We start from the raw sequence: 23715 nt of genomic DNA, 5'->3' as shown, positions 1-23715 counted from the left end.
GTTTCTCCTCCAGCGATAAGCATCAGGACATAAAATATTCCGACAGCTTATTCGCCACGCTCTCAATTGAGAAAATCCGCTTCTGATGCGCTTTACGGTATTCCGCATAGCGTTCATCCTGCTCTTCAAGCGCGCTCAGTATCCGGTCAGCCACCATCATTGCCCCGGCAATTTCCGCAAACCCCGATTCGCCTTCCCCTTGTAGGGCCACCGCCGCCTGAAGATTCCAGTCAGACAAACGGGCCAGCGGCGCAAACGTCCCGCGGGTCAGCGACAATATTTTAACGCCCTGCTGCTTTGCCAGCGACAGGGCCTGCATCATATCCGCCGACGCCTGTTCGCTATGCACCACAATAATGCCGGTTTTCTGGTTATCAGAAAGCAACGGCATCGCCGCCGGGTAGGAGCGATCGACAAAGCTTGCCGCCTTACCCATATTGATGAGGTTCATCTGCAGGAATAACGCCACCGGCACCGCCGTGCCCACGGCATAGATAGCGATGCTGTTCAGGGCGTTAAGCCAGTCAGCCGCGGCTTTCAGCTCCTGGCTATCGACAATGGCATTACTGTCGCGAATGCTCGCCAGCACCGGCGCAATCTCTTCGCTCTCGTTGCTACCGCTATCTTCCAAACGCGCGGCGCCCTGCTCCATCGCCAGCGCGGTTCTGAAATCCGAGAAACCTTTAAAACCAAAGGCCCGACAAAAACGGGTGATGCTGCCCTCACTGGTATCAATGGAGTCGGCCAGTTCTGAAATCGTGTGACGCATCACAAAGTCAGGATTCTCCGTAATAAAACGGCCCACTTTCTCCAGTATTGGGCTTAGCCCTGAAGCTCCATTTCTTATGCTAATCAACAAGTTGTTGTCTATATAGCTCATTTTTCGCCCTATTTACTCAAAATGCAAACACAGTCACATCTTTCGGCCTGCGGTAAAGATAATAATTATTATCTCACATAAATAAATAAAAATAATTATTTTTACACACAGGAGAACATCGAATGAAAGGTCTCATAGTCTGTCGTACCGGTATGGGCAGCTCCTTAATGCTCAAAATCAAAGCCCAAAAAATCATCGACAAACACGGCTGGGATATCGAATTGGAACACGACGTCCTCTCAGGCTTACGCACCTGGCGAGACATTGATTTTGTCATCACTATGCGCGATCTCACCGATGAAGTCGAAGCCGCCGGATTCAGAGCTGTCGGCATTACCGACCTGATGAACAGTGAAGAGATGGAGTCTGCGCTCACTGACATCGTTCAAAGCAACTAACCTCTCCCGGAGGCAATATGGATTTCCTCAGATTTATTGTATTCGACATTCTGGGCGTAACCCCACTTTTAGTTGGCTTTATTGCATTAATCGGCCTGTTAATCCAACGTAAGCCGATTGAAAAAGTGCTTTCCGGCACCTTCAAGACCATCGTCGGTTTTCTGGTTTTCGCCGGCGGCGCCGGTCTGGCGGTCACTTCCCTGGGTAATTTTCAGACCTTATTCAGCGATGGATTTGGCCTGAAGGGCGTAATGCCGCTGGCGGAAGCGCTAACCGGACTGGCGCAAACCAAATTCGCCATGTGCGTATCGCTAATCATGGTGATTGGCTTTGGCTGGAACCTGTTCTTTGCCCGCGTGACGCCGTTTAAATACATCTTTCTGACCGGGCAACATAACCTTTATCTCTCCGCGCTGCTTACCGTGACGCTGAAGGCGCTGGGCTACAGCGACATGACGACCATCATTGTCGGCTCCGTCCTGCTGGGTCTCGCCGCCTGCCTCTATCCGGCTATTGCGCAGCCGTGGATGCGAAAAATTACCGGTAACGATGAGATCGCGATGGGGCACTACGTCACCCTGGCCTACGCCGCATCCGGCTGGATCGGCTCAAAGGTCGGCGATCCTAAACAATCTACCGAAAAGCTGAATCTCCCCGGCTGGCTGGGGATCTTTAAAGACTACATCGTCTCAGTGTCGATCTCGGTGAGCATTTTCTATTACATCGCCGCGCTCGCCGCCGGGAAAGCCGCGGTCACCGCTGCGGCCGGCGGGATGCACTGGCTGGTTTACCCGCTCTTTCAGTCGCTGACCTTTACCGCCTCGCTGTACATCATTATTACCGGCGTACGCCTGCTGCTGTCAGAAATTGTTCCGGCCTTCCTTGGCATCTCGGAAAAGTTTATCCCTAACGCCAAACCCGCGCTCGATTGTCCGGTGGTCTTTCCCTACGCCCCGACCGCCACGGTGCTGGGGTTTATCTCTTCGTTTGTCGGCGGGCTGGTGGTGATGGGCTTTCTGGCGATCCTTGGCCAGACCGTGATTATCCCGGTAGCCATCCCCTACTTCTTCATCGGCGCGACCGCAGCGGTATTTGGTAATGCCTCCGGCGGCTGGAAAGGCGCGATTGCCGGGAGCTTCATCACCGGGATCCTGATCGGCATCGGCCCCGCGCTGATTTACCCGATTATGGAGTCCGTCGGTCTTTCAGGCACCAGCTTCCCGGAAACCGACTTCGTCGCGCTGGGTCTGGTCGTGTACTACATCGGCAAAATGCTGCCCTAAGAAGGAAAGAACATGAACATTGATGAACTGAAATCCCACGCGCTTGCCGCCCGCCGCGAGATCGTCACCCTGATTTACGAGTCCGGAATTGGCCATCCGGGCGGAGCATTATCGATAATCGACATTCTTACCTGGCTCTATTATCAAGAGGTCGATCTGGCCGCCTCTCCCCGCTCGCGCGTGGTGATGAGTAAAGGCCACGCCGTCGCCGCGCAGTACGCCATGCTGTACCAAAAAGGGAAGATCGATCGCAGCGAATTCTCTACGTTCCGACAGATCAACTCGCGTCTGCAGGGTCACCCGAGCATAAAGTCGCTACCCGAGGTCGATGCAACGACCGGCCTGCTGGGCCAGGGGCTGTCGATTGCTTTGGGTATGGCGGCCGCCAAAAAGCGGCGCAACGATCCGCACCGGGTGTTTGCCATCGTTGGCGATGGTGAAATGCATGAAGGCCAAATCTGGGAGACGCTACAGCAGGCCGGGCATATGAAAATGGATAACCTGGTCGCCATCATCGATTACAACGGCTTCTCTTCCCACGATCCGGTCAATGAAGTCGTTAACCTCGAGCCGCTGGCGGACAAAATCCGCAGCTTTGGCTGGCATGTACTGGAACTGCATAACGGCAATGATATGCATCAGGTTGCCGATACCCTGATGCTATCCCGCCACCTGAAAGGTAAACCTGTCGCTATCGTGGCGCACACCACCAAAGGCTCCGGCGTCAGCTATATGGAAAACAACGGCGACTGGCACTCAAAAACCCCGAGTAAAGAACAATTTCAGCAGGCAATGGAGGAGTTACAGTGATGAAAGCGCCCCGTGATGAGATCGGTAATGCCCTGATTGACCTTAAAGAAAAGGGCTATCCCGTCGTTGTTATCGACAGCGATTTAGCCAGCTCCACCCGTACTGACCAATTTCAGGCCGTCTATCCAGAGGCTTTTTTCGAAATGGGCATTGCGGAAGGTTCCGCCATGAGCTTCGCGGTCGGCCAGGCGCTGGAGGGCTTTATGCCCTTCTACGTCAACTTTGCCATGTTCGTCACCGGCACCGCCTGGACCCAGCTGCGGCAGGCGTGCTATGCCAAAGCCAATATTAAACTCGTCGGTAGCCACCCCGGTATGGATGATGGTCCGGACGGCGCTTCGCATCATGCGCTGGAGGATTTAGCGCTGACCCGCGTCCTCCCGGGATTAACCATTCTGACCCCGGCAGATGCGGAGGAGATCGCCGAGGCCTTTGAGCAAGCGGCCAAAATAAAGGGCCCTGTCTATATTCGCGTGGCGCGCGAGCCGATGCCGGTTCGCGATAAAAGCGTCGTTCCGCGGGTCAGCGATATCGCCGCCATCGCCGATAGCGGCGCCGATTTCGCGATTCTGTTTGAAGGGACGGTGCTGGAGCAGGCTACCGATGGCTATGAAAAGCTGATCGCCAGCGGCAAAAAAGGCAAGCTTATTCACGTTGCAACCCTCAAGCCCTTTAACGAGCAGGCATTTTATCGGCTGGTTGAAGGCTGCCCGCTTATCGCTACGCTTGAAAATCACACGGTAAACGGCGGCCTCGGCGGACTGATCGCGGAAACCCTGGCGCAAAAGGCGCATCCGGCCCGCCTCACTCGGCTGGGAACGCCAGACACATTTACCGAATCGGGTAATAGCAGGCAGCTAAAAGCGAAATACGGCATCTCGGGAGAAGCGCTATTTAACGCTCTACGCTAACCACCAGGCGAGCCGGTCAGCTCGCGCGTAAAGGGAACATATATGGAAGAGACGCTATTTTCCGCCTGTCAGTTCACCAGCGACAGCCTGAACTGGCGCAGCGCCGTTCAGCTCGCCTGCCGCCCGCTTGAGCAGCAGGGAAAAATCACCGGAAGCTATGCCAGGGCTATTATCAGCGCCACGGAGCAGGATGGTCCCTGGTATATACTGAGCCCGGCGTTTGCGCTACCGCACGCGCGACCGGAAGCCGGAGTGCTGAGCAGAAACAGCGCGCTTTCGCTGCTTTGCTGTCGCAAGGCCGTTGATTTTCCGCAGCATCCCGGTATTCGGCTGATAGTCGTACTGGCGGCGGCCGATAGCGAACAGCATATTCAGACAATCCAGCGGTTAGTCAGTTGGCTGGATGAGGAGGACAGACTACGGCGATTCACCGAGGTTCACAATCAGGCCCAGCTTGAAGCGCTTCTCGCTTCGCATTAATCGATAGCCAGGGGCGTCTCTCCTGGCTATTTTCGACCACAATCAGGCGTGAGCAACCGGCGTAGGGTGATGCCCCGCTTTGCGCAGCAGCGTCAGCAGGTAGATGAAGGACACGCTGGCTATCATGATAAACAGCAGATTGTCAGAGAAATTCTGCATCAGCATCGCGGTCAGCGTTGGCCCAAGCAGGCTGCCCACGGTATAGCTCAGTAACAGCGCCTGGTTCATCGCCACCAGCTGATGACGCTCCACTTTTTCACAGGCCCAGGCCATAGCGACCGGATAGAGCGTGAAGCCGGAAGCGCCCAGCACGAACAGCGCAGGCGCCATTGCGGCCTGGCTTAACATCGCCAGACAGCCGAGAATCACCACAAACACCTGGACGCGTAGAACCAGCAGGCGACCGTAGCGATCGGCGAGCCGACCAATCGGCCACTGCCCAACGATGCCTGCGCTCACCATCACCGCCATCCAGAAGCCGATGCCGGAATCGCTGACGCCCTGGTGGTTAAGCCACAGCGGCATCAGGCCATACAGCGAGCCGAGCACGATACCGGAAATAATGCAGCCATTGACCCCGTGACGGGCCTGACGCAGCCTTAACATTGGCCAGATACGCGCCGGTTCGTGCGGCTCATCGCCCCGAGTCGCCACGCGAGCAAACAGCAGCGGCAGAATGGCCGCCAGAGCCAGCGCCGTCACCCACGGCAGGACGCTCATCAAATCCGTCGGCAGTTTGCTGACCATTAACTGGCCCAGCACCGTGCCAACGTAATAAATCATCATATACGCCGCCAGCAGGCGACCGCGGCTCCGCGAAGTGCCGCTACAGACCAGCGCGCTCTCCACCACCACCCAAATCATCGCGCAGCCGACGCCCGCGATAAAGCGCCAGCTGAACCAGCTCCAGAAGCCAAGCGTAATGCCGAGCCCAACGCAGCCCACGGCAAAAATAATGGATGCCAGATAATAGCTACGATTAAAACCCAGACGCTTAATCACCCATCCGGCGAGCAATGTCCCCACCAGATTACCGGTAAAGTAGGACGACCCTACCATGCCGACCTGCCAGGTCGGCATATTTTCATGGGCGAGCCAAAGCGGGACAAGCGTATTTAAAACCGCTATCGCCAGGGTCAACAGAAGCAGGCCACAGAGCAACATTTGCACTGGCCGGGTGTAGATGGTCATGGATATAAACCGTGATGGAGTTCAGATTTCGTGCGCATCATGCCACTGCTGCAAACATTGTCAATCCACCTGAAATCAGGCGTGACGCGGTTTGCGGGCGTACGATAGAAGTTTTTTATCCAGCGGATCGGCAACAGAATAGTTGTTTATATTATTCCATTGTTTTTATTAATTTATTAGGAAAATGAGGTGGGAGTATCGGTAGAAATATTTCATGAATCGACCGCACTTTTTATCGCGCCAGAAAGTAATATCCTGGCGCGATAAAGGGCGGTTAGCTGGCGATTGCCATCCCTACGGTCATATGCAGGCCGTAGAAGACGCCGCGGCCGATCATCTCGCCGACCAGCATTAGCACAAAAGCCAGCCCCAGCATCGGCAATGCGGGCTGATAGCCTTTGAGCTGCGGAGCGATCCAGCAGACCAGGGCCAACGCCAGCGCAACCAGACGCCAGGCCATTAGCGAGCCGTAGTCCGGCACCAGCACGGAAGCTTGCTGGATGGAGCTATGGATTGTCGCCAGCTCGCTTCCCTGCATTAGCCCCACGATCGCGCTAATCACCAGCGCCAGCAGGGTCACCGCCGGCAGCAGGCGCATCGCCCAGCCGGTAACGTCCGCAACGCGCAGCAGCAGATATCCCAGCAGCGGACCGCCGATAAACATCGTCAGGAAGAAACTCAGCGGCGTCCAGACCGTATACCAGGTGGGTACCGTATCAATAGTGTTATAGACGCGGACCATCATCCAGACAAAGATAACCCCCAGCACCATGGTAATAATCAGCCAGAGATGACGCAGTCCCGCCGGTAGCTTATTGACCACCGCCAGCAGCCAGCCAATACCGCCGACAGCAAAGAAAAGCGCCCCGCTGGCGATTTCATTGCTGAGCGACGAGGCCCCTACGCGATTGAGCGAGTTAAACGCGCGCATGGGCGACCCAAGATGCAGGGTTGAGGCAATAAAGCCCACGCCCATCAGCACCCACAGGCCAAACATGCTCCACACCACGCGCTGCTGCTGTTCACGCGATAAGTCGCCTTTCATGAGCGCCAGAGCCAGTACAATAAAGCCGCCCACCACGCACTGACCAAAGACCGTGAAAATAATCAGCGGCCATTCATGCCATCCACTCCCCATCTCACACCTCCTTCGGGTTAGCCAGATAGCCGGTGGTATCTCCACACGGTCGGCTGTTGGCGTTAGGTTTAATCACAATACTTGGTTTAGTGAAGTGGGCCGAAGGCAGCGGCGCAACGGCAGCCAGCTGGCCGTGTTTTTTACGCAGCTCTTCAATCGGGCCAAAATCAAGCGCGCGGAGCGGACAGGACTCCACGCAAATCGGCTTTTTGCCCTCGGCGACGCGTTCGTGGCAGCCGTCGCATTTGGTCATATGCCCTTTTGCCGCATTGTACTGCGGCGCGCCGTACGGGCAGGCCATATGGCAATAGCGACAGCCGATACAGACATCCTCATCGACAACGACAAAGCCATCTTCACGTTTATGCATCGCCCCGCTCGGGCAAACTTTGGTGCAGGCCGGATCTTCACAATGGTTGCAGGCGATAGAGAGGTAATAGGCAAACACGTTCTGCTGCCAGACACCGTTATCTTCCTGCCAGTCGCCGCCCGCGTATTCGTAGATACGACGGAAACTCACCTCCGGCGTGAGGTTTTTGTAGTCTTTGCATGCCAGTTCGCAGGTTTTGCAACCGGTGCAACGGGCGGAATCAATAAAAAATCCATATTGAGTTGTCATCGGTCACTCCTTACAGCTTTTCAACCTGGACGAGGTTGGTATGCGATGGATTGCCTTTCGCCAGCGGCGATGGGCGTTGGGTGGTCAGCACGTTAATGCTGCCAGCCTGATCCACGCGACCGGCGTCCGGGTTATACCAGGCCCCCTCACCCAGCGCGACCACGCCCGGTATCATTCGCGGGGTCACTTTGGCTTCGATATGCACTTCACCGCGATCGTTAAAAATGCGGATCCGATCGCCATTGGCGATACCGCGCTTCTGCGCATCAAGTGGGTTGATCCACATCTCCTGACGGCACGCGGCTTTCAGTACGTCAACGTTGCCGTAGGTGGAGTGAGTGCGGGCTTTGTAGTGAAAGCCGGTCAGCTGCAGCGGATATTTTTTAGCCAGCGGATCGTCATAATTTTCAAACCCAGGGCTGTAGATCGGCAGCGGGTCGATAACATCCTCTTCTTTCAGCTCCCAGGTCGCCGCGATTTCCGCCAGCTGCGCAGAGTAAATTTCAATTTTCCCTGACGGGGTCGTTAACGGATTGGCGGCAGGATCTTCACGGAAAGCCTTATAGGCAACGTGGTGGCCTTGCGGATCGCGCTGTTTGAAGATCCCCTGCTTGCGGAATTCATCAAACGGCGGCAGCGCCGGGATCGCTTTACGGGATTGCTCATAGAGGTGACGCAGCCACTCTTCCTGAGTGCGGCCTTCGGTGAAGCGTTGCTCAACGCCCATGCGCTTCGCCAGCTCGGTAGTCATCTCATAGATGGTTTTGCACTCAAAACGCGGTTTGATGGCCTGGTCGGCAAAAATCACGTAGGACATGTTGCCGCAGGAAGCATCGAGGGCAAAATCCATCTGCTCCGAGGCGGTACAATCCGGCAGCAGAATATCGGCATATTTCGCAGACGAGGTCATATGGCAATCAATGACCACAATCATCTCGCACTTTTTGTCATCCTGGAGGATGTCATGGGTACGGTTGATTTCTGAATGCTGGTTGATCAAGCAGTTACCGGCATAGTTCCAGACCATTTTGATGGGGACGTCGAGCTTATCTTTACCACGCACGCCGTCGCGTAGTGCGGTCATTTCCGCTCCGCGCTCAATCGCATCGGTCCACATAAACATGGAAATACTTGTTTCAACCGGGTTATCCAGCGTCGGCATGCGCTCAAACGGCAGCGAGTAAGAGCCTTCACGCGCGCCGGTATTCCCGCCGTTGATTCCAACGTTGCCGGTTAAGATCGCCAGCATGGAAATCGCGCGGGAAACCAGCTCGCCGTTAGCATGGCGCTGCGGGCCCCATCCCTGAGAAATATAGGCAGGTTTTGCGCCGGCGATTTCACGCGCCAGCTGCACGATACGCGCCTGAGGAATGCCGGTAATCGTCGACGCCCACTCTGGGGTCTTCGCGATACCGTCTTTGCCCTGACCGAGAATATAGGCCTTATAGTGACCATTGGCCGGCGCGCCTTCCGGCAGCGTTTTCTCGTCATAGCCTACGCAATACTTGTCGAGGAAAGGCTGGTCTACGAGATTCTCGTTAATCATCACCCACGCCAGCGCCGAGACCAGCGCGGCATCGGTTCCGGGGCGGATAGGGATCCACTCATCTTCGCGTCCGGCACCGGTGTCGGTATAGCGTGGATCGATAATAATCAGTCTGGCGTTGGATTTCTCCCGCGCTTGTTCCAGGTAGTAGGTCACCCCGCCGCCGCTCATCCGGGTTTCCCCCGGGTTATTGCCAAACAGCACCACCAGCTTGCTGTTTTCGATATCCGACGGGCTATTGCCATCGGCCCAGCCGCCGTAGGTGTAGTTCAGTCCCGCGGCGATTTGAGCGGTGGAGTAGTCACCGTAATGGTTGAGGTAACCGCCGCAGCAGTTCATCAGACGGGCAATCAGGGTTTTCCCCGGCGGCCATGAGCGAGTCAGGGTTCCGCCGAGGGTTCCCGTTCCGTAGTTCAGATAGATGGACTCATTACCGTACTCTTTTATCAGGCGCTGCATATTGCTGGCGATAGTATCGAACGCTTCTTCCCAGCTGATGCGTTCGAATTTGCCCTCTCCGCGTTTGCCCACCCGCTTCATCGGATATTTCAGGCGATCCGGGTTGTAGACGCGCCGACGCATCGAGCGACCGCGCAGACAGGCGCGAACCTGGTGCAGGCCATCGTAGTTATCGTCACCGGTATTGTCTGTTTCAACATATTTAATCTCACCATCAACCACATGCATCCGCAGCGGGCAGCGGCTTCCGCAGTTCACCGTACAGGCGCTCCAGGTGAGCGTTTCGCTGACAGGGTTGAGGTTGTCTGCGGCATGGGCAATGCGCGTGAAGGGTAAGGTAAAAGCGCTGCTGGCCATCGCCAGCCCGCCAATCGCCGTGGTTTTCATTAAACCACGCCGGCTCACCTCGGCAGCCAGTAAAGCATCGGGGGTTTTGATTTTCATAGATACTCGCTTCGGTTGCTCACAATGAACTTAAAGCCGTTGTATAGTTATTGATACAACGAAATTAGTCTTTATTAGTTTTTTATGCTGGATAATCCAAAGGGAGTATCTTCGTAATCGCGAAGTCGATTATTGCCCGGTATCAAGAAGGGGGTAAAAAAAAAGCGCCCGCAGGCGCTTTTGAGAAGAGTGTTGAAAAATCAGCCGATAAACTCAAGGCCGCGCATATACGGGCGCAGGACTTCTGGGATCGCAATGCGACCATCCGCCTGCTGATAGTTTTCCATCACCGCGACGAGCGTACGTCCAACCGCCAGGCCAGAACCGTTCAGCGTGTGTACGAGGCGAGTTTTCTTGTCAGACTTGCTGCGGCAGCGCGCCTGCATACGACGCGCCTGGAAATCCCAGACGTTAGAGCAGGAAGAGATCTCACGATAGGTATTCTGCGCCGGTACCCACACTTCCAGATCGTAGGTTTTGCATGCGCTAAAGCCCATATCGCCCGTGCACAGAGCCACTTTACGATACGGCAGACCCAGCAGCTGCAGCACTTTCTCGGCGTGGCCGGTCATCTCTTCCAGCGCCGCCATGGAATCTTCCGGACGTACAATCTGCACCATTTCGACTTTGTCGAACTGGTGCATACGGATCAAGCCGCGGGTATCGCGGCCATAGGATCCGGCTTCAGAACGGAAGCACGGCGTATGCGCGGTCATTTTGATCGGCAGATCGTCTTCGTCGATGATCTCATCGCGCACCAGGTTGGTCAGCGGGACTTCCGCCGTCGGGATCAGCGCGTAGTTGCTGCTGTCAGCTTCTTCTTCCAGCGGACGGGTATGGAACAGGTCGCCGGCGAATTTTGGCAACTGACCGGTACCGTACAGCGTGTCCTGGTTAACCAGATACGGGACGTAGTTTTCGCTGTAGCCGTGCTGTTCAGTATGCAGATCCAGCATAAACTGCGCCAGCGCGCGGTGCAGACGCGCCAGTTGGCCCTTCATGACCACAAAGCGAGAACCGGTCAGCTTCACGGCGGCGGCAAAATCCAGCCCCCCGTGCATTTCGCCCAGCGTCACGTGATCGCGAACGTCAAAATCAAACTCGCGCGGCGTACCCCAGCGGCTGACTTCAACGTTGTCATTTTCGTCGCGGCCGGCCGGAACGTCATCGTGCGGAATATTAGGGATGGTCAGCGCGATATCGCGGATTTCCGCCAGCAGCGCGTCCAGTTCGGTCTTAGCGGCATCAAGCTGCTCGCCGAGTTTGTTCACTTCCAGGCGTAATGGCTCAATATCTTCCCCGCGCGCTTTCGCCTGGCCAATGGATTTCGATCGGGAGTTGCGCTCCGCCTGCAGGTTTTCAGTTTGAACCTGCAGAACTTTACGACGCTCTTCCAGAGCGCGAAGTTTATCTACATCCAGCTTAAAGCCCCGGCGTGCCAGTTTTTCTGCGACTGCGTCTGGCTCGGTACGCAGCAGATTGGGATCGAGCATGCTTATCCTGTGCTTATCGAATTAATAAAGAAAAATGGCCGCAGAGCGCGACCACGGAAATAGTGTGACAACCTTACCGCAACGCCTCAATTATCGGTAGCGTTTTATCGGGCTATTTTGATCCTGTTCGGTTAACCAGGCGAGCTTTTCGCCTATTTTGCCCTCCAGCCCCCGGTTTGTCGGCTTATAATAGCGCGTTTGCGCCATTTCCTGCGGGAAGTACTGCTCTCCAGCGGCATAGGCATTTGGTTCATCATGAGCATAGCGATACTCCTGCCCGTAGCCCATCTCCTTCATTAGCTTCGTTGGGGCATTGCGTAAATGTACCGGTACGTCGTAATCGGGGCGTTCGCGGGCATCGGCCATCGCCGCTTTAAACGCGGTATAGACCGCGTTGCTTTTCGGCGCGCAGGCAAGATAAACAATGGCCTGGGCAATCGCCCGCTCGCCTTCCGCCGGTCCGACACGAGTAAAGCAATCCCAGGCGGAGATCGCAACCTGCATCGCGCGCGGATCGGCATTACCGACATCTTCCGACGCGATTGCCAGACAACGGCGCGCGACGTAGAGCGGATCGCCGCCGGCGGTAATAATCCGCGCGTACCAGTAGAGGGCGGCATCCGGTGCGCTACCGCGAACCGATTTATGCAGCGCGGAGATTAAATCGTAAAAACGATCGCCTTTGTTGTCGAAACGCGCGCTGCGCTCGCCGGCGATTTCGGTCAGCAGCTCAACTTTCAGCACGCGATTGCCGGAGGCGTCGGACTCGGCCATATCGGCCATCATTTCCAGGGTATTCAGCGCCCGCCGCGCGTCACCGTTGACCAGGTCGGCGATGGCCTTGCGCGTCTCGTCCGGCAGAACGATATTTTGCCCGCCGTAGCCGCGCGTTTTATCGCTCATCGCCTGGCTGAGCACCTGTTCGATGTCGTCGCTGGTCAGCGATTTCAGCAGATAGACGCGCGCGCGGGATAACAGTGCGGAATTGAGTTCAAAGGAGGGGTTTTCCGTCGTCGCGCCGATAAAGGTGATGGTTCCGTCTTCGATATGCGGCAGAAAGGCATCCTGCTGGCTTTTATTGAAACGGTGAACTTCATCGACAAACAGAATTGTGCGGCGACCCGCGTTGCGGTTTTGTCGCGCGCGTTCAATGGCCTCGCGGATCTCTTTCACCCCGGAGGTCACCGCTGAAATACGTTCAACGTCGGCGCTGGCATAGCGCGCAATCACCTCGGCCAACGTGGTTTTCCCCGTCCCCGGCGGCCCCCAAAGGATCATGGAGTGCAGATGACCGGCTTCAATCGCCCGCGGTAAGGGTTTACCCGGCGCCAGCAGATGCTGCTGACCAATGTACTGCGCTAAATTTTCTGGCCGCATGCGTGCGGCCAGGGGTTGAAACGCGTTGTCGGAAAAATCGAGCGACAGATTGCTCACGTTCGCCTCTACTTACGTTGATCGTCCACCGTAACCCCTTGCGGCGGCGTAAAGGTGAACTTAGATGCGTCGACGGCGCCATTTTGTTGCGACTTCAGCTGATAGCTGCTGCGTTGATCGTCCTGTTCCACGGCGCTGAACTGATGAATCGTGCCGTCACGACCCACGTTAATGGTGAACTGCTTTAGATTACCGCTACCGTTTTTCGGGGTCAGAACAAAATCATCGCCGTTTTGCTTAATATTGTAGTTCTGCCAGTCGCTGGCCTGATTGCGGGCAATCAGCATAAACGGCGTGTTGCTGGTCGCATCTTTCAGCCAGGTGGCGGTAGCCTGCTCAACAAACGGGTTATAGAACCACAGCGTTTTGCCGTCGGAAACCAGCACGCTTTCATCCGGCTGGGTCATATGCCAGTTGAACAGATTTGGTCGTTTGACCCACAGGTCGCCCTGCCCGTCCTGCACGGCGTTGCCGCTGCCGTCCGTCACTTTCTGCGTAAAGCTGGAGTGGAAGCTGCTCACTTTATCAAGGCGGCTTTTTAAATCGCTGGCAGCGTCCGCCCATACCTGACTGACGACAAAACTGGACAGTAATGCACAGGTGATTGCGAGTTTTTTCATTGTTATTCCTTAATGTGCGTCACTCCCGACGCGGGAGCCTGATCTGCTGCTAATGTAGAACGGCCAACGGCGGTTAAACAGCAGAACAGGCTGATTTTCACTTATTTACCCAACTTTGCGGTTACTCAAAAGGCGGCGGAGCCAGCACCTCACGGTTACCGTTATGACCCTGCTCGCTCACGATACCCTGAGCTTCCATTTGCTCAATGATACGCGCGGCGCGGTTATAGCCAATACGGAACTGACGCTGCACCCCGGATATGGAAGCCTTGCGTTTCTCCGTCACAAAGTTGACGGCCTGATCGAACAGCGGATCGAGCTCTTCACCGCCCTCGTAGCCACCGCCGCCGCCTTCGCTTTCGCTATCGGAGGTGATGCCATCGACATACTGCGGACGCCCGCGCGCCTTCCAGTCCTGAACGACGGCGTGAACTTCCTCGTCGCGTACAAAAGCGCCGTGCACGCGCACCGGGATCGTGGAGTTAGGCGCGGAGTAGAGCATATCGCCCATTCCCAACAGAGACTCCGCACCGCCCTGGTCAAGGATGGTCCGCGAGTCAATTTTACTCGATACGGTAAAGGCGATACGCGTCGGGATGTTGGCTTTAATCAGGCCGGTGATAACGTCAACCGACGGTCGCTGGGTCGCCAGCACCAGGTGGATCCCCGCGGCGCGCGCTTTCTGCGCCAGACGCGCGATCAGCTCTTCCACTTTCTTGCCGACGGTCATCATCAGGTCGGCAAATTCGTCGACCAGCACCACGATATAAGGCTCTTTTTTCAGCACCGGATGCGTCGCATCCATACTGTCGCCAGGCTTCCAGTAAGGATCCGGAATGGGTCGTCCCATACGCGCGGCTTCGGCAATCTTCTCGTTATAGCCTGCGAGATTACGTACGCCCAGCGCGGACATGAGTTTATACCGGCGCTCCATCTCGTTAACGCTCCAGCGCAAAGCGTTGGCCGCGTCTTTCATATCCGTCACGACTTCCGTCAACAGATGCGGTATTCCCTCATAGACCGACAGTTCGAGCATTTTCGGGTCAATCATGATGAATTTCACATCTTCCGGCTGCGCTTTGTAGAGCATGCTGAGGATCATGGCGTTGACCCCAACGGACTTACCGGAGCCGGTGGTACCCGCCACCAGCAGGTGCGGCATCTTCGCCAGATCGGCGGTCACAGGTTCGCCCGCGATGTCTTTACCGAGGACCACCGTGAGCGGTGAAGGATTGTCGCGGAATTTCGCATTATCCAGCACTTCGCGCAGGTAAACGGTCTGGCGCCTTTTGTTAGGCAACTCCAGGCCAACGTAAGGTTTACCCGGAATAACTTCCACCACACGAACCGCCGCCGTGGACAGTGAACGCGCCAGATCTCGCGACAGGTTGGAAATCCGCGCCGCTTTCACCCCTGGAGCCAGGTTTAGCTCAAAGCGGGTGATGACCGGGCCTGGTGAGTAGTTCACCACGTCGGCTTTAATGCGGAAATCGGCCAGACGAGCTTCAACCAAACGCGCCATCTGCTCGAGGGCAAAGGTATCGATCGGCTCAACCTCAGCTGGCGGCGGCGTGAGCAGATCAAGCGAAGGCAGCAGCGTCGTGGGTTTCTGCAACGGGCGACTGTCGCCATTGCGCATCAACAGCGGGTGAATCAGGCTTTCCTGCGGCTGCGGGATCGGTTGCTGCTGCTGCGAAGCCTGCTGCTGCGGATAACCGCCAGGAGCCTGCTGTGGCATCTGCGGATGTTGAACCGGCTGCTGCTGTACTGGCTGATAGGCCTGAGGCTGCGCACTTTGCGGCTGCTGATGCATCTGCTGGTGCGGCATCGGCTGCTGTACGGGCTGCGAATGCTGGGTCGGCTGCGGGGCAGGCTGCTGCACTTCCGGCATCGGCGTGAAGACAGGCTCGCTCGGCGTATCATCAACTAACGTTTTCATTGGCGAGAATTCATAATCAGCCGCAGAGAACGGATGCGATCCCGGCGGCTGCTCGCTGGCGTAACGCTGCTGCTGGGAAGCGGCAAACTGACGGGCAAGTTCGGCTTCAGCGGCGGAATCCTCGTCTACATTATCCTCTTCCGCAGCGTAGCTATCGCCATAGCGCTGATTTTGCGCAGCCGCGAACTGACGCGCCAGCTCGCCCTGCTCAAACTCTGCAACTTCCTCGTCCGTCAGCGCATCATCATCATAGTGCTGATGTTCTGCCTGACGCGCGCGTTCTTCAGCCAACCGCTGCGAAGGCAGCTTAATGCCATAGGATGCCAGCTCACGTCGCGTTGGAACACGAACGCGATTTGGACGAGGCAATTTCGGGCCTATGCCCTCTTTTACCTGCGCACGCGGGCCGCCAGACGCCGGGCTAAACAGCGGCGCGGCGCTGGATGCGACGGAGGCCGCCGCGGCGCTTGCCCCGGTGGCCTGATGGACGCCGGCCGCCAGCGCGCTCACCGCGGCAACATCAGCCGCCGGAGCAGGCGGAGGCGAGATCGGTTTTGTCGCAACTGGACTGACCGGTTCTGGAATTGGCTGATACCACGCGGCAAGCTGCTCGCGTTCACGCGCGCGTTTCTCTTCCACTTCTTCGAAGTAGTACATCGGCGGACGCTGTGGTTTCACTTCCTCTGCTGGCTCAGGCTCTACGGCAGAAGCAGGAACGTAAGGTTCAGGCTGCTGGATAGGGGCCTGCTGCGGCGGGTAAGCTGGTTCAGGCTGATAAGCGGGCTGCTGAACTGGAGCCTGCGCTGGCTGATAGGCCTGCTGCGGCGGGTAAGCCGGTTCTGGCTGATAAGCAGGCGGCTGAACAGGGGCCTGCGCCGGCTGATAGGCCTGCTGCGGCGGGTAGGCCGGTTCAGGCTGATAAGCAGGCGGCTGAACAGGTGCCTGCGCCGGCTGATAGGCCTGCTGCGGCGGGTAGGCCGCTTCAGGCTGATAAGCAGGCGGCTGAACAGGAGCCTGCTCCGGCTGATAGGCATGCTGCGGCGGGTAAGCCGCTTCAGGCTGATAAGCAGGCTGCTGAACAGGGGCCTGCGCCGGTTGATAGGCCTGCTGCGGCGGGTAAGCTGGTTCAGGCTGATAAGCAGGCTGCTGAACAGGAGCCTGCTCCGGCTGAGACGCGTACTGCGGCGGGTAAGCCGGAGCAGGCTGATAAACTGGCTGAGCGTCATACCCAGGCAGCGGTTCAGACCATGCCTGCGGCGCCGCGGTATCCTGCGCGGCCAAAGCCACCGGATCGGCAATGCTATGCCCGTTCAACAGAGGATCGTAGGGGTCAAAATCGCCGGGGCGCGCCGCGCTGGCTCCGGAGAACAGAACATCATCGGCGTTCGCCGGACGCGCTGCGCTAGAACCAGAAAAAAGCACATCGTCTGCGGCAACAGGCGCGCCGCTGGCGCTGTACTGAACCTCGCCCTCGGCGTCGTCCATCCGTTTACCGGAGAACAACGCGGCATCGGTCTTACGCCCCAGCGGATTGGCAAACTTCTCAGCCAGGCGCTGGCGGCGTGCTAAGGCGCTGCGTAGAATCCGCGCCCGACGAGAACCTTGCGGTTTAGTGGATTCATCGTCTTCATATTCTTCTTCATCTTCTTCATATTCCCCTTCATCGACCCAGGTGTCGTCACGACGGGTACGGTTGCTGGCGAAAGTGAGAATAGAAAGGATCGCGCCGCCGAGTTTTTCAGCAATGCTAACCCAGGACCAGCCGGTAAACAGCGTCAGTCCTGCCGCCCAGATGCAGAGCAGCGCGATTGTACCGCCGCTGCTGTGCAGCAGCGGTTGCAGGGTCGTGCTCAGTAGGCTGCCGATCACCCCGCCCGAAGCGAAGTACCAGATATCATCCGCGTTAATCGCCGCCAGACCGCAGGACGTGAGGATCAGCGCCAGCGCGCCAATCAAACGCAGCGAGACGGCGAAATAGTCGATGTACTCGTCGTTTTCCTGATGACGCCAGGCAAACCAGCAGCCGCCGATAATGATGACCGGAATGGTATAGGCCATTACGCCAAAAATAAAAAATAGCGTATCGGCGAGCCAGGCTCCCGGCGTCCCGCCTAAGTTGTGAATAGGCTCATGCCACGCCGTTTGTGACCAGCTAGGATCCGAGGGATTAAAGCTGAGTAAGGCCGCCATCAACCAGATGGCAAAAAGGGAGCAAAGAATGAGTAACGCCTCAAGGAGTCGGCGCCCGCTACTTAGCTTTGTGAATTTGACTTCTTTGTCTTCGGTGTATTCCTGGCTCAAGAAAGGCTCTCCAGGTATCAGGCTGTTTCCTGCCTTCGGCTAAAACGGACAACAGTGCCGGGTCTCCCCGGCACTGTTGCTGTATGGATTAACAGGAGTGTAATCAAACTACATCGATTTTGCACCTGTTCCGTGTTAGCGCGTCTTGATTACCAAACGATTACTTTGCTTGACTTCTTCCATTACCACATAGGTACGGGTGTCATTTACGCCCGGCAGGCGCAGCAAGGTCTCGCCCAGTAATTTACGATACGCTGACATATCCGGCACGCGAGTTTTCAACAGATAGTCGAAATCCCCGGAAACCAGATGACACTCTTGAATTTCTTCAAGTTTTTGCACAGCGGAGTTAAATTGCTCAAACACATCCGGCGCGCCACGATTCAGAGTAATCTCAACAAATACCAGAAGTGATGCATCCAGATAATGCGGGTTGAGCAGCGCTGTATAGCCCTGAATAAAACCCTGTCTTTCCAGTCGACGCACGCGCTCAAGGCAAGGCGTCGGAGAAAGTCCCACCCGTTTAGAAAGCTCGACGTTGGAAATACGCCCGTCTTTTTGCAATTCATTCAAAATATTACGATCAATGCGGTCGAGATCTTTGCCAGGGCGCTTCTTGCTATCTACCATTATTATTGTCTCTCTGTATTCCTTCCCTACTCCTGTTCCGACTCTGAGCCTTCACTGCCAGAGTCCATCCTGTTATCACCCGTACGACGTTGGGTAACCCAGGGGTACGTGAGAAGCCCGTTGCCTGACGGCAGCCACCGACATCACGCATGGCGTCTGTCCACACCATGCGTAGATTTCGCTAACCCGGATAAAAATGGCATTTGCGTGCATGAAAATTCGCCACACGCCAAACACTGCTTTTCTTCTTCCATGAATGTTTTCGCAAAAGCACAGGGGATTGTCAAAGCAAAACATCGATTTTTAGTACAAGATGCCAGATATTCATTATCCTCCCCGGTTGATTCTCATGTTTTCCTCTTATAATTGTCCCGCTAACAGTAGAATTAGTTATATTCTTCGTTCGTTAAATCGCCAATTAATCGGCATCTTCTATTGCACATATCGTTAACAAAACCGCCGCGCTCTTTTTTTACGTCAACAAATTCCCTACAATCCAGCTCATGTATGCCAATAAATTATGAGGATCTCATGGGCACGGCCAAACACAGTAAACTGCTTATTCTTGGTTCTGGACCTGCGGGATACACCGCTGCGGTCTACGCAGCGCGCGCAAATCTGCAGCCGGTACTGATTACCGGAATGGAAAAAGGCGGTCAGCTGACCACCACCACTGAAGTGGAAAACTGGCCAGGCGATCCTAACGATCTGACCGGACCGCTGCTGATGGAGCGCATGCACGAACATGCCACCAAGTTTGAAACCGAAATTATTTTCGATCATATCAACAGCGTCGATCTGCAAAACCGTCCGTTCCGCCTGGTTGGCGACAGCGGTGAGTACACTTGCGATGCCCTGATTATCGCTACCGGCGCATCAGCGCGCTATCTGGGTCTGCCATCGGAAGACGCGTTTAAAGGCCGCGGCGTTTCTGCCTGCGCGACCTGCGACGGTTTCTTCTATCGTAACCAGAAGGTCGCGGTGATCGGCGGCGGCAATACGGCTGTAGAAGAGGCGCTGTACCTGTCTAACATCGCTTCCGAAGTCCATTTGATCCACCGTCGTGATAGCTTCCGCGCGGAAAAGATCCTTATCAAACGCCTGATGGACAAAGTGGAGAGCGGTAACATCGTGCTGCACACCCACCGTACGCTGGAAGAAGTGACCGGCGACCAGATGGGTGTGAGCGGGTTGCGTCTGCGCGATACGCAAAATGCTGACAACGTGGAATCCCTCGAAGTTGCGGGGCTATTCGTGGCAATCGGCCACAGCCCGAACACGGCAATTTTCGCCGGTCAGCTGGAGCTGGAAAACGGCTACATTAAAGTTCAGTCCGGCATCCACGGCAACGCCACCCAGACCAGCGTTCCGGGCGTTTTCGCCGCCGGCGACGTGATGGATCATATCTATCGTCAGGCGATTACTTCTGCCGGTACAGGCTGCATGGCGGCGCTGGACGCAGAGCGTTATCTGGATGGTTTAGCCGACGCTTGCAAATAATCTTTACAAGTCAGTAACAAAGGTAAAGAAGGCGACGAAAAGTCGCCTTTATTTTTGCCCCGTTGTAACATTGCCGTGCCCAAAAAACTCATAACTACACCTGCTAAGCGCGCAATGAATAAAACCCGTCAACAAGAGTTAACCCGTTGGTTAAAAGATCAAAGCATTATCTCCCGTCGCTGGTTGATGATTTCCCGTGTATTGGGCGTCGTTAGCGGCCTGTTGATCGTTGCTCAGGCCTGGTTCCTGGCGAGGATCCTTCACCGCATGATTATGGAAAATATCCCCGCGACGGCGCTGCTGCTGCCCTTTACGTTACTGGTGCTGGTCTTCGTGCTTCGCGCCTGGGTGATCTGGCTGCGTGAAAGAGTGGGTTTTCAGGCAGGTCAACATATCCGCCTGGAGATCCGCCGTCAGGTTCTGGATCGCTTACAGCAGGCGGGGCCGGCCTGGATACAGGGGAAACCCGCCGGTAGCTGGGCCACGCTGATCCTTGAGCAGATCGACGATATGCATGATTACTATGCTCGCTATTTGCCGCAGATGACGCTGGCGGCCTCTATCCCTTTGCTGATTGTCATCACTATTTTCCCGGTCAACTGGGCTGCCGCGCTTATTTTGCTGGGCACCGCCCCGCTTATTCCGCTGTTTATGGCGCTGGTTGGGATGGGCGCGGCCGATGCCAACCGACGCAACTTTCTCGCTCTGGCGCGGTTAAGCGGCCATTTTCTCGATCGTCTGCGCGGTATGGAAACGCTGCGAATTTTTCATCGCGGTGAAGCAGAGACCGACAACATACGCGAAGCCTCGCAGGATTTCCGCCAGCGGACCATGGAAGTGCTGCGCCTGGCGTTTCTCTCCTCCGGGGTCCTGGAATTTTTCACCTCGCTCTCTATTGCGCTGGTCGCCGTTTACTTTGGCTTCTCCTATTTGGGAGAACTCAACTTTGGCCATTACGGCGCCGGGGTGACGTTGATGTCCGGTTTCCTCGCTCTAATTCTGGCCCCCGAGTTTTTCCAACCGCTGCGCGATTTAGGTACCTTTTATCATGCTAAAGCGCAGGCTATTGGCGCCGCTGATAGCCTGAAGACCTTTATGGAAACGCCGCTGGCGCAGGCAGAGCGTGGAGAAAAGGCATTAAGCGATAATGAAATGATAAGTATTGAAGCTCGCGACCTGCTAATTAAGTCTCCCGAAGGAAAAGTGCTGGCCGGGCCGCTGAGTTTTTCCTTACGCGCCGGGGAACGTGTGGTGCTGGTTGGGCAAAGCGGCTCGGGCAAGAGCTCGCTGCTGAATACGTTAACCGGTTTTCTTCCTTATGATGGCTCTCTCAGGGTCAATGGCGTTGAGTTAAAGAGCCTGGACGCCGACCGCTGGCGCCGTCTCCTGAGCTGGGTTGGGCAAAATCCGCAGCTGCCCGCGGCGACGCTGCGCGAAAACGTCCTGCTCTCCTGCCCTGATGCTACTGAAGCCCAGCTGCAGCTTGCGCTGGATAAAGCCTGGGTCAGCGAGTTCCTCTCCCTTCTGCCGCAGGGTATCAATACCCCTGTTGGCGATCAGGCCGGTCATCTGTCGGTCGGGCAGGCCCAGCGCGTCGCCGTCGCCCGGGCGCTGCTGGTGCCCTGTCGTCTGCTGCTATTGGACGAGCCAGCGGCCAGCCTTGACGCGCATAGCGAACAGCGGGTGATGCAGGCGCTGACCAATGCGTCAACGCAGCAAACCACGCTAATGGTTACCCACCAGTTGGAAGGCCTGGCAAACTGGGATGCCGTCTGGGTTATGCAGGATGGTCAAATTGTTGAGCAAGGCAGTTATTCGCAGCTGGCGGCCGCAGGCGGCCCGTTCGCGACCCTACTCGCCCATCGTCAGGAGGAGATTTAAATGCGCGCGTTGTGGCCTTACCTGGCGCTCTACAAACGACACAAATGGCTGTTGCTGCTCGGAATCGTGCTGGCGATCGTGACGCTGCTGGCCAGTATTGGCCTATTAACGCTGTCGGGCTGGTTCCTGTCGGCATCCGCCGTGGTTGGCGTAGCGGGCATCTACAGCTTTAACTATATGCTGCCTGCCGCCGGCGTACGCGGCGCGGCGATTATTCGCACCGCAGGCCGCTACTTTGAGCGTCTGGTTAGCCATGATGCCACCTTCCGCGTCCTGCAGCACCTGCGGGTCTTTACCTTCAGCAAGCTGCTGCCGCTCTCCCCAGCCGGGCTGGCGCGTTTTCGTCAGGGCGAGCTGCTCAACCGGGTGGTTGCCGATGTCGATACCCTGGATCATCTCTATCTGCGCGTTATATCGCCGCTGGTAGGGGCGCTGGTGGTGATCCTGGTCGTCACCGTGGGGCTGAGCGTGCTGGACGTCACGCTGGCCCTGACCCTCGGCGGTATTATGCTGCTCACCCTGCTGGTGATGCCGCCGCTGTTCTATCGCGCCGGCAAACCCGCTGGTGAAAGCATGACCCGGCTTCGCGGGCAGTATCGCCAGCAGTTGACCTCCTGGCTGCAGGGACAGGCGGAGCTGATGCTGTTCAACGCCAGCGATCGCTACCGGCGGCAAATGGAAAAAACGGAAGCGCATTGGCTGGATGCACAACGTCGCCAGGCGGAACTGACCGCCCTCTCTCAGGCGCTGATGCTACTGATTGGCGGTATTGCAGTTATTGCTATGCTGTGGCTCGCCTCCGCGGGGGTTGGCGGCGATACTCAGCCAGGGGCGCTGATTGCGCTGTTTGTTTTTTGCGCGCTGGCGGCGTTCGAAGCGCTGGCGCCGGTTACCGGCGCATTTCAGCATCTCGGGCAGGTGATCGCTTCTGCAAAACGCATCACGCAAATAACCGAGCAAGAGCCGGAAGTCTCCTTCACTCAGGGCGAAGAGCGGAAGCTGGAGCGCGTCGCGTTGAACTTAAATCAGGTTAGCTTCAGCTATCCTCAGCAGCCCTCCCCTGCGCTGGAGAAAATTTCATTGCAGGTCAAGGCCGGGGAGCATATCGCCATTCTGGGGCGCACAGGCTGCGGTAAATCAACCCTGTTGCAGCTGCTGACCCGGGCATGGGATCCGGCGGAAGGTGAAATATTACTCAACGGTGAGCCACTGGCGCAGCTTAACGAGGCAACGCTGCGTCAGGCGATGAGCGTCGTGCCGCAGCGCGTGCACCTGTTCAGCGCCACGCTGCGCGATAACCTGCTGCTGGCTTCCCCGAACGCCAGCGACGCCCGGCTTGCCGAAACGCTTGAGCGCGTCGGTTTAGCAAAATTACTGGACGATAGCGGCCTGAATAGCTGGCTGGGCGAAGGCGGCCGTCAGCTCTCCGGCGGCGAACTGCGCAGACTGGCTATCGCCCGCGCCCTGCTCCACGACGCGCCGCTCATGCTGCTTGATGAGCCTACTGAAGGCCTCGATGCGACGACTGAAAGCCAAATCCTTGATTTACTCGCAGAAGTGATGCGTGAAAAAACCGTATTAATGGTGACCCATCGTCTGCGCGGACTGGCGCGTTTTAATCAGATAATAGTCATGGACAACGGGAAGATTATTGAGCAAGGTAGTCACGCAGAACTGCTGGCTGAACAGGGGCGTTACTACCAGTTTAAGCAGCGCCTGTAGGCTACTATTGAATCATTGCCTGATGCGTTGAGGTAA

General features: G+C 56.5%; 18 protein-coding genes. 8 read left to right on the top strand and 10 right to left on the bottom strand.

The window, feature by feature from the left end; genetic code table 11:
• Positions 1-22: 22 nt before the first annotated feature.
• Positions 23-880, bottom strand: coding sequence for a MurR/RpiR family transcriptional regulator (locus BWI76_RS09725; RefSeq protein WP_049087521.1), 858 nt, complete (start codon positions 878-880; stop codon positions 23-25).
• Between the two features lie 122 nt (positions 881-1002).
• Between BWI76_RS09725 and BWI76_RS09720 the strand changes: the two genes are divergently transcribed.
• From BWI76_RS09720 to BWI76_RS09700, 5 genes are read left to right on the top strand one after another with little or no spacing between them, the layout of a single operon-like run.
• The gene (locus tag BWI76_RS09720; protein ID WP_004100672.1) at positions 1003-1278 is read left to right on the top strand and encodes a PTS sugar transporter subunit IIB; all 276 of its coding nucleotides are present in this window, start codon (positions 1003-1005) and stop codon (positions 1276-1278) included.
• A 17-nt stretch (positions 1279-1295) separates the two neighbouring features.
• Positions 1296-2561 (top strand): PTS ascorbate transporter subunit IIC, encoded by a 1266-nt coding sequence (locus tag BWI76_RS09715; protein WP_004871676.1) that lies wholly within the window; start codon positions 1296-1298, stop codon positions 2559-2561.
• 12 nt (positions 2562-2573) lie between these two features.
• Positions 2574-3371, top strand: a complete 798-nt coding sequence (locus BWI76_RS09710; protein WP_004871681.1) for a transketolase — start codon at positions 2574-2576, stop codon at positions 3369-3371.
• The gene (locus tag BWI76_RS09705; RefSeq protein ID WP_024360083.1) at positions 3371-4282 is read left to right on the top strand and encodes a transketolase family protein; all 912 of its coding nucleotides are present in this window, start codon (positions 3371-3373) and stop codon (positions 4280-4282) included. Before BWI76_RS09710 ends, BWI76_RS09705 begins: the two co-directional genes overlap by 1 nt.
• 42 nt (positions 4283-4324) lie before the next feature.
• Positions 4325-4762, top strand: coding sequence for a PTS sugar transporter subunit IIA (locus BWI76_RS09700; RefSeq protein ID WP_004871686.1), 438 nt, complete (start codon positions 4325-4327; stop codon positions 4760-4762).
• 42 nt (positions 4763-4804) lie between these two features.
• On the opposite strand, the gene BWI76_RS09695 is transcribed toward BWI76_RS09700, so the two are convergent.
• From BWI76_RS09695 to lrp, 9 genes are all read right to left on the bottom strand, one after another.
• On the bottom strand, positions 4805-5953 hold the full coding sequence (locus BWI76_RS09695) for an MFS transporter (RefSeq protein WP_004871688.1): 1149 nt from the start codon (positions 5951-5953) through the stop codon (positions 4805-4807).
• 274 nt (positions 5954-6227) lie between these two features.
• Positions 6228-7091, bottom strand: coding sequence for a dimethyl sulfoxide reductase anchor subunit family protein (locus BWI76_RS09690; protein WP_004871691.1), 864 nt, complete (start codon positions 7089-7091; stop codon positions 6228-6230).
• 1 nt (position 7092) lies between these two features.
• A complete protein-coding gene (locus tag BWI76_RS09685; protein ID WP_004871693.1) occupies positions 7093-7710 on the bottom strand; it encodes a DMSO/selenate family reductase complex B subunit in 618 nt (205 codons plus the stop codon).
• A gap of 10 nt (positions 7711-7720) precedes the next feature.
• Positions 7721-10159 carry a dimethylsulfoxide reductase subunit A gene (gene dmsA / locus BWI76_RS09680; protein ID WP_024360085.1) on the bottom strand — a complete coding sequence of 813 codons (2439 nt, stop codon included), beginning with the start codon at positions 10157-10159 and terminating at the stop codon, positions 7721-7723.
• Between the two features lie 200 nt (positions 10160-10359).
• Positions 10360-11652: a serine--tRNA ligase gene (serS, locus tag BWI76_RS09675; RefSeq protein ID WP_004871699.1), complete on the bottom strand. Its 1293-nt coding sequence runs from the start codon at positions 11650-11652 to the stop codon at positions 10360-10362.
• A gap of 90 nt (positions 11653-11742) precedes the next feature.
• Positions 11743-13086: a replication-associated recombination protein RarA gene (gene rarA / locus BWI76_RS09670; RefSeq protein WP_004871703.1), complete on the bottom strand. Its 1344-nt coding sequence runs from the start codon at positions 13084-13086 to the stop codon at positions 11743-11745.
• Positions 13087-13094: 8 nt separating this feature from the next.
• A complete protein-coding gene (gene lolA, locus BWI76_RS09665; RefSeq protein ID WP_004130911.1) occupies positions 13095-13706 on the bottom strand; it encodes an outer membrane lipoprotein chaperone LolA in 612 nt (203 codons plus the stop codon).
• A 121-nt stretch (positions 13707-13827) separates the two neighbouring features.
• The gene (gene ftsK, locus BWI76_RS09660; protein WP_004871707.1) at positions 13828-17946 is read right to left on the bottom strand and encodes a DNA translocase FtsK; all 4119 of its coding nucleotides are present in this window, start codon (positions 17944-17946) and stop codon (positions 13828-13830) included.
• Positions 17947-18081: 135 nt separating this feature from the next.
• On the bottom strand, positions 18082-18576 hold the full coding sequence (gene lrp, locus BWI76_RS09655; RefSeq protein ID WP_002439523.1) for a leucine-responsive transcriptional regulator Lrp: 495 nt from the start codon (positions 18574-18576) through the stop codon (positions 18082-18084).
• A gap of 531 nt (positions 18577-19107) precedes the next feature.
• Here lrp and trxB point away from each other — a divergent pair.
• The 3 genes from trxB (at position 19108) to cydC (ending at position 23679) form a co-directional block, all read left to right on the top strand.
• Positions 19108-20076: a thioredoxin-disulfide reductase gene (gene trxB / locus BWI76_RS09645; protein ID WP_004871710.1), complete on the top strand. Its 969-nt coding sequence runs from the start codon at positions 19108-19110 to the stop codon at positions 20074-20076.
• Between the two features lie 114 nt (positions 20077-20190).
• On the top strand, positions 20191-21957 hold the full coding sequence (gene cydD / locus BWI76_RS09640) for a heme ABC transporter permease/ATP-binding protein CydD (protein WP_064371664.1): 1767 nt from the start codon (positions 20191-20193) through the stop codon (positions 21955-21957).
• Positions 21958-23679, top strand: coding sequence for a heme ABC transporter ATP-binding protein/permease CydC (cydC, locus tag BWI76_RS09635; RefSeq protein WP_024360088.1), 1722 nt, complete (start codon positions 21958-21960; stop codon positions 23677-23679). It abuts the gene before it with no gap.
• The last annotated feature ends 36 nt before the right edge of the window (positions 23680-23715 follow it).

Origin of the sequence: Klebsiella sp. M5al, assembly GCF_002090195.1 — a bacterium.
Classification (GTDB): domain Bacteria; phylum Pseudomonadota; class Gammaproteobacteria; order Enterobacterales; family Enterobacteriaceae; genus Klebsiella; species Klebsiella grimontii.
This window is presented reverse-complemented; position numbering and strand designations above follow the sequence as displayed.

Excerpts from the sequence above, each read along its gene's own strand:
- lolA (WP_004130911.1), bottom strand. The coding sequence starts at position 13,706 with ATGAAAAAACTCGCAATCACCTGTGCATTACTGTCCAGTTTTGTCGTC.
- lrp (WP_002439523.1), bottom strand. The coding sequence starts at position 18,576 with ATGGTAGATAGCAAGAAGCGCCCTGGCAAAGATCTCGACCGCATTGAT.
- BWI76_RS09700 (WP_004871686.1), top strand. The coding sequence starts at position 4,325 with ATGGAAGAGACGCTATTTTCCGCCTGTCAGTTCACCAGCGACAGCCTG.
- BWI76_RS09710 (WP_004871681.1), top strand. The coding sequence starts at position 2,574 with ATGAACATTGATGAACTGAAATCCCACGCGCTTGCCGCCCGCCGCGAG.
- dmsA (WP_024360085.1), bottom strand. The coding sequence starts at position 10,159 with ATGAAAATCAAAACCCCCGATGCTTTACTGGCTGCCGAGGTGAGCCGG.
- BWI76_RS09695 (WP_004871688.1), bottom strand. The coding sequence starts at position 5,953 with ATGACCATCTACACCCGGCCAGTGCAAATGTTGCTCTGTGGCCTGCTT.
- BWI76_RS09720 (WP_004100672.1), top strand. The coding sequence starts at position 1,003 with ATGAAAGGTCTCATAGTCTGTCGTACCGGTATGGGCAGCTCCTTAATG.
- cydD (WP_064371664.1), top strand. The coding sequence starts at position 20,191 with ATGAATAAAACCCGTCAACAAGAGTTAACCCGTTGGTTAAAAGATCAA.
- BWI76_RS09725 (WP_049087521.1), bottom strand. The coding sequence starts at position 880 with ATGAGCTATATAGACAACAACTTGTTGATTAGCATAAGAAATGGAGCT.
- BWI76_RS09705 (WP_024360083.1), top strand. The coding sequence starts at position 3,371 with ATGAAAGCGCCCCGTGATGAGATCGGTAATGCCCTGATTGACCTTAAA.
- BWI76_RS09715 (WP_004871676.1), top strand. The coding sequence starts at position 1,296 with ATGGATTTCCTCAGATTTATTGTATTCGACATTCTGGGCGTAACCCCA.
- serS (WP_004871699.1), bottom strand. The coding sequence starts at position 11,652 with ATGCTCGATCCCAATCTGCTGCGTACCGAGCCAGACGCAGTCGCAGAA.
- BWI76_RS09690 (WP_004871691.1), bottom strand. The coding sequence starts at position 7,091 with ATGGGGAGTGGATGGCATGAATGGCCGCTGATTATTTTCACGGTCTTT.
- BWI76_RS09685 (WP_004871693.1), bottom strand. The coding sequence starts at position 7,710 with ATGACAACTCAATATGGATTTTTTATTGATTCCGCCCGTTGCACCGGT.
- trxB (WP_004871710.1), top strand. The coding sequence starts at position 19,108 with ATGGGCACGGCCAAACACAGTAAACTGCTTATTCTTGGTTCTGGACCT.
- cydC (WP_024360088.1), top strand. The coding sequence starts at position 21,958 with ATGCGCGCGTTGTGGCCTTACCTGGCGCTCTACAAACGACACAAATGG.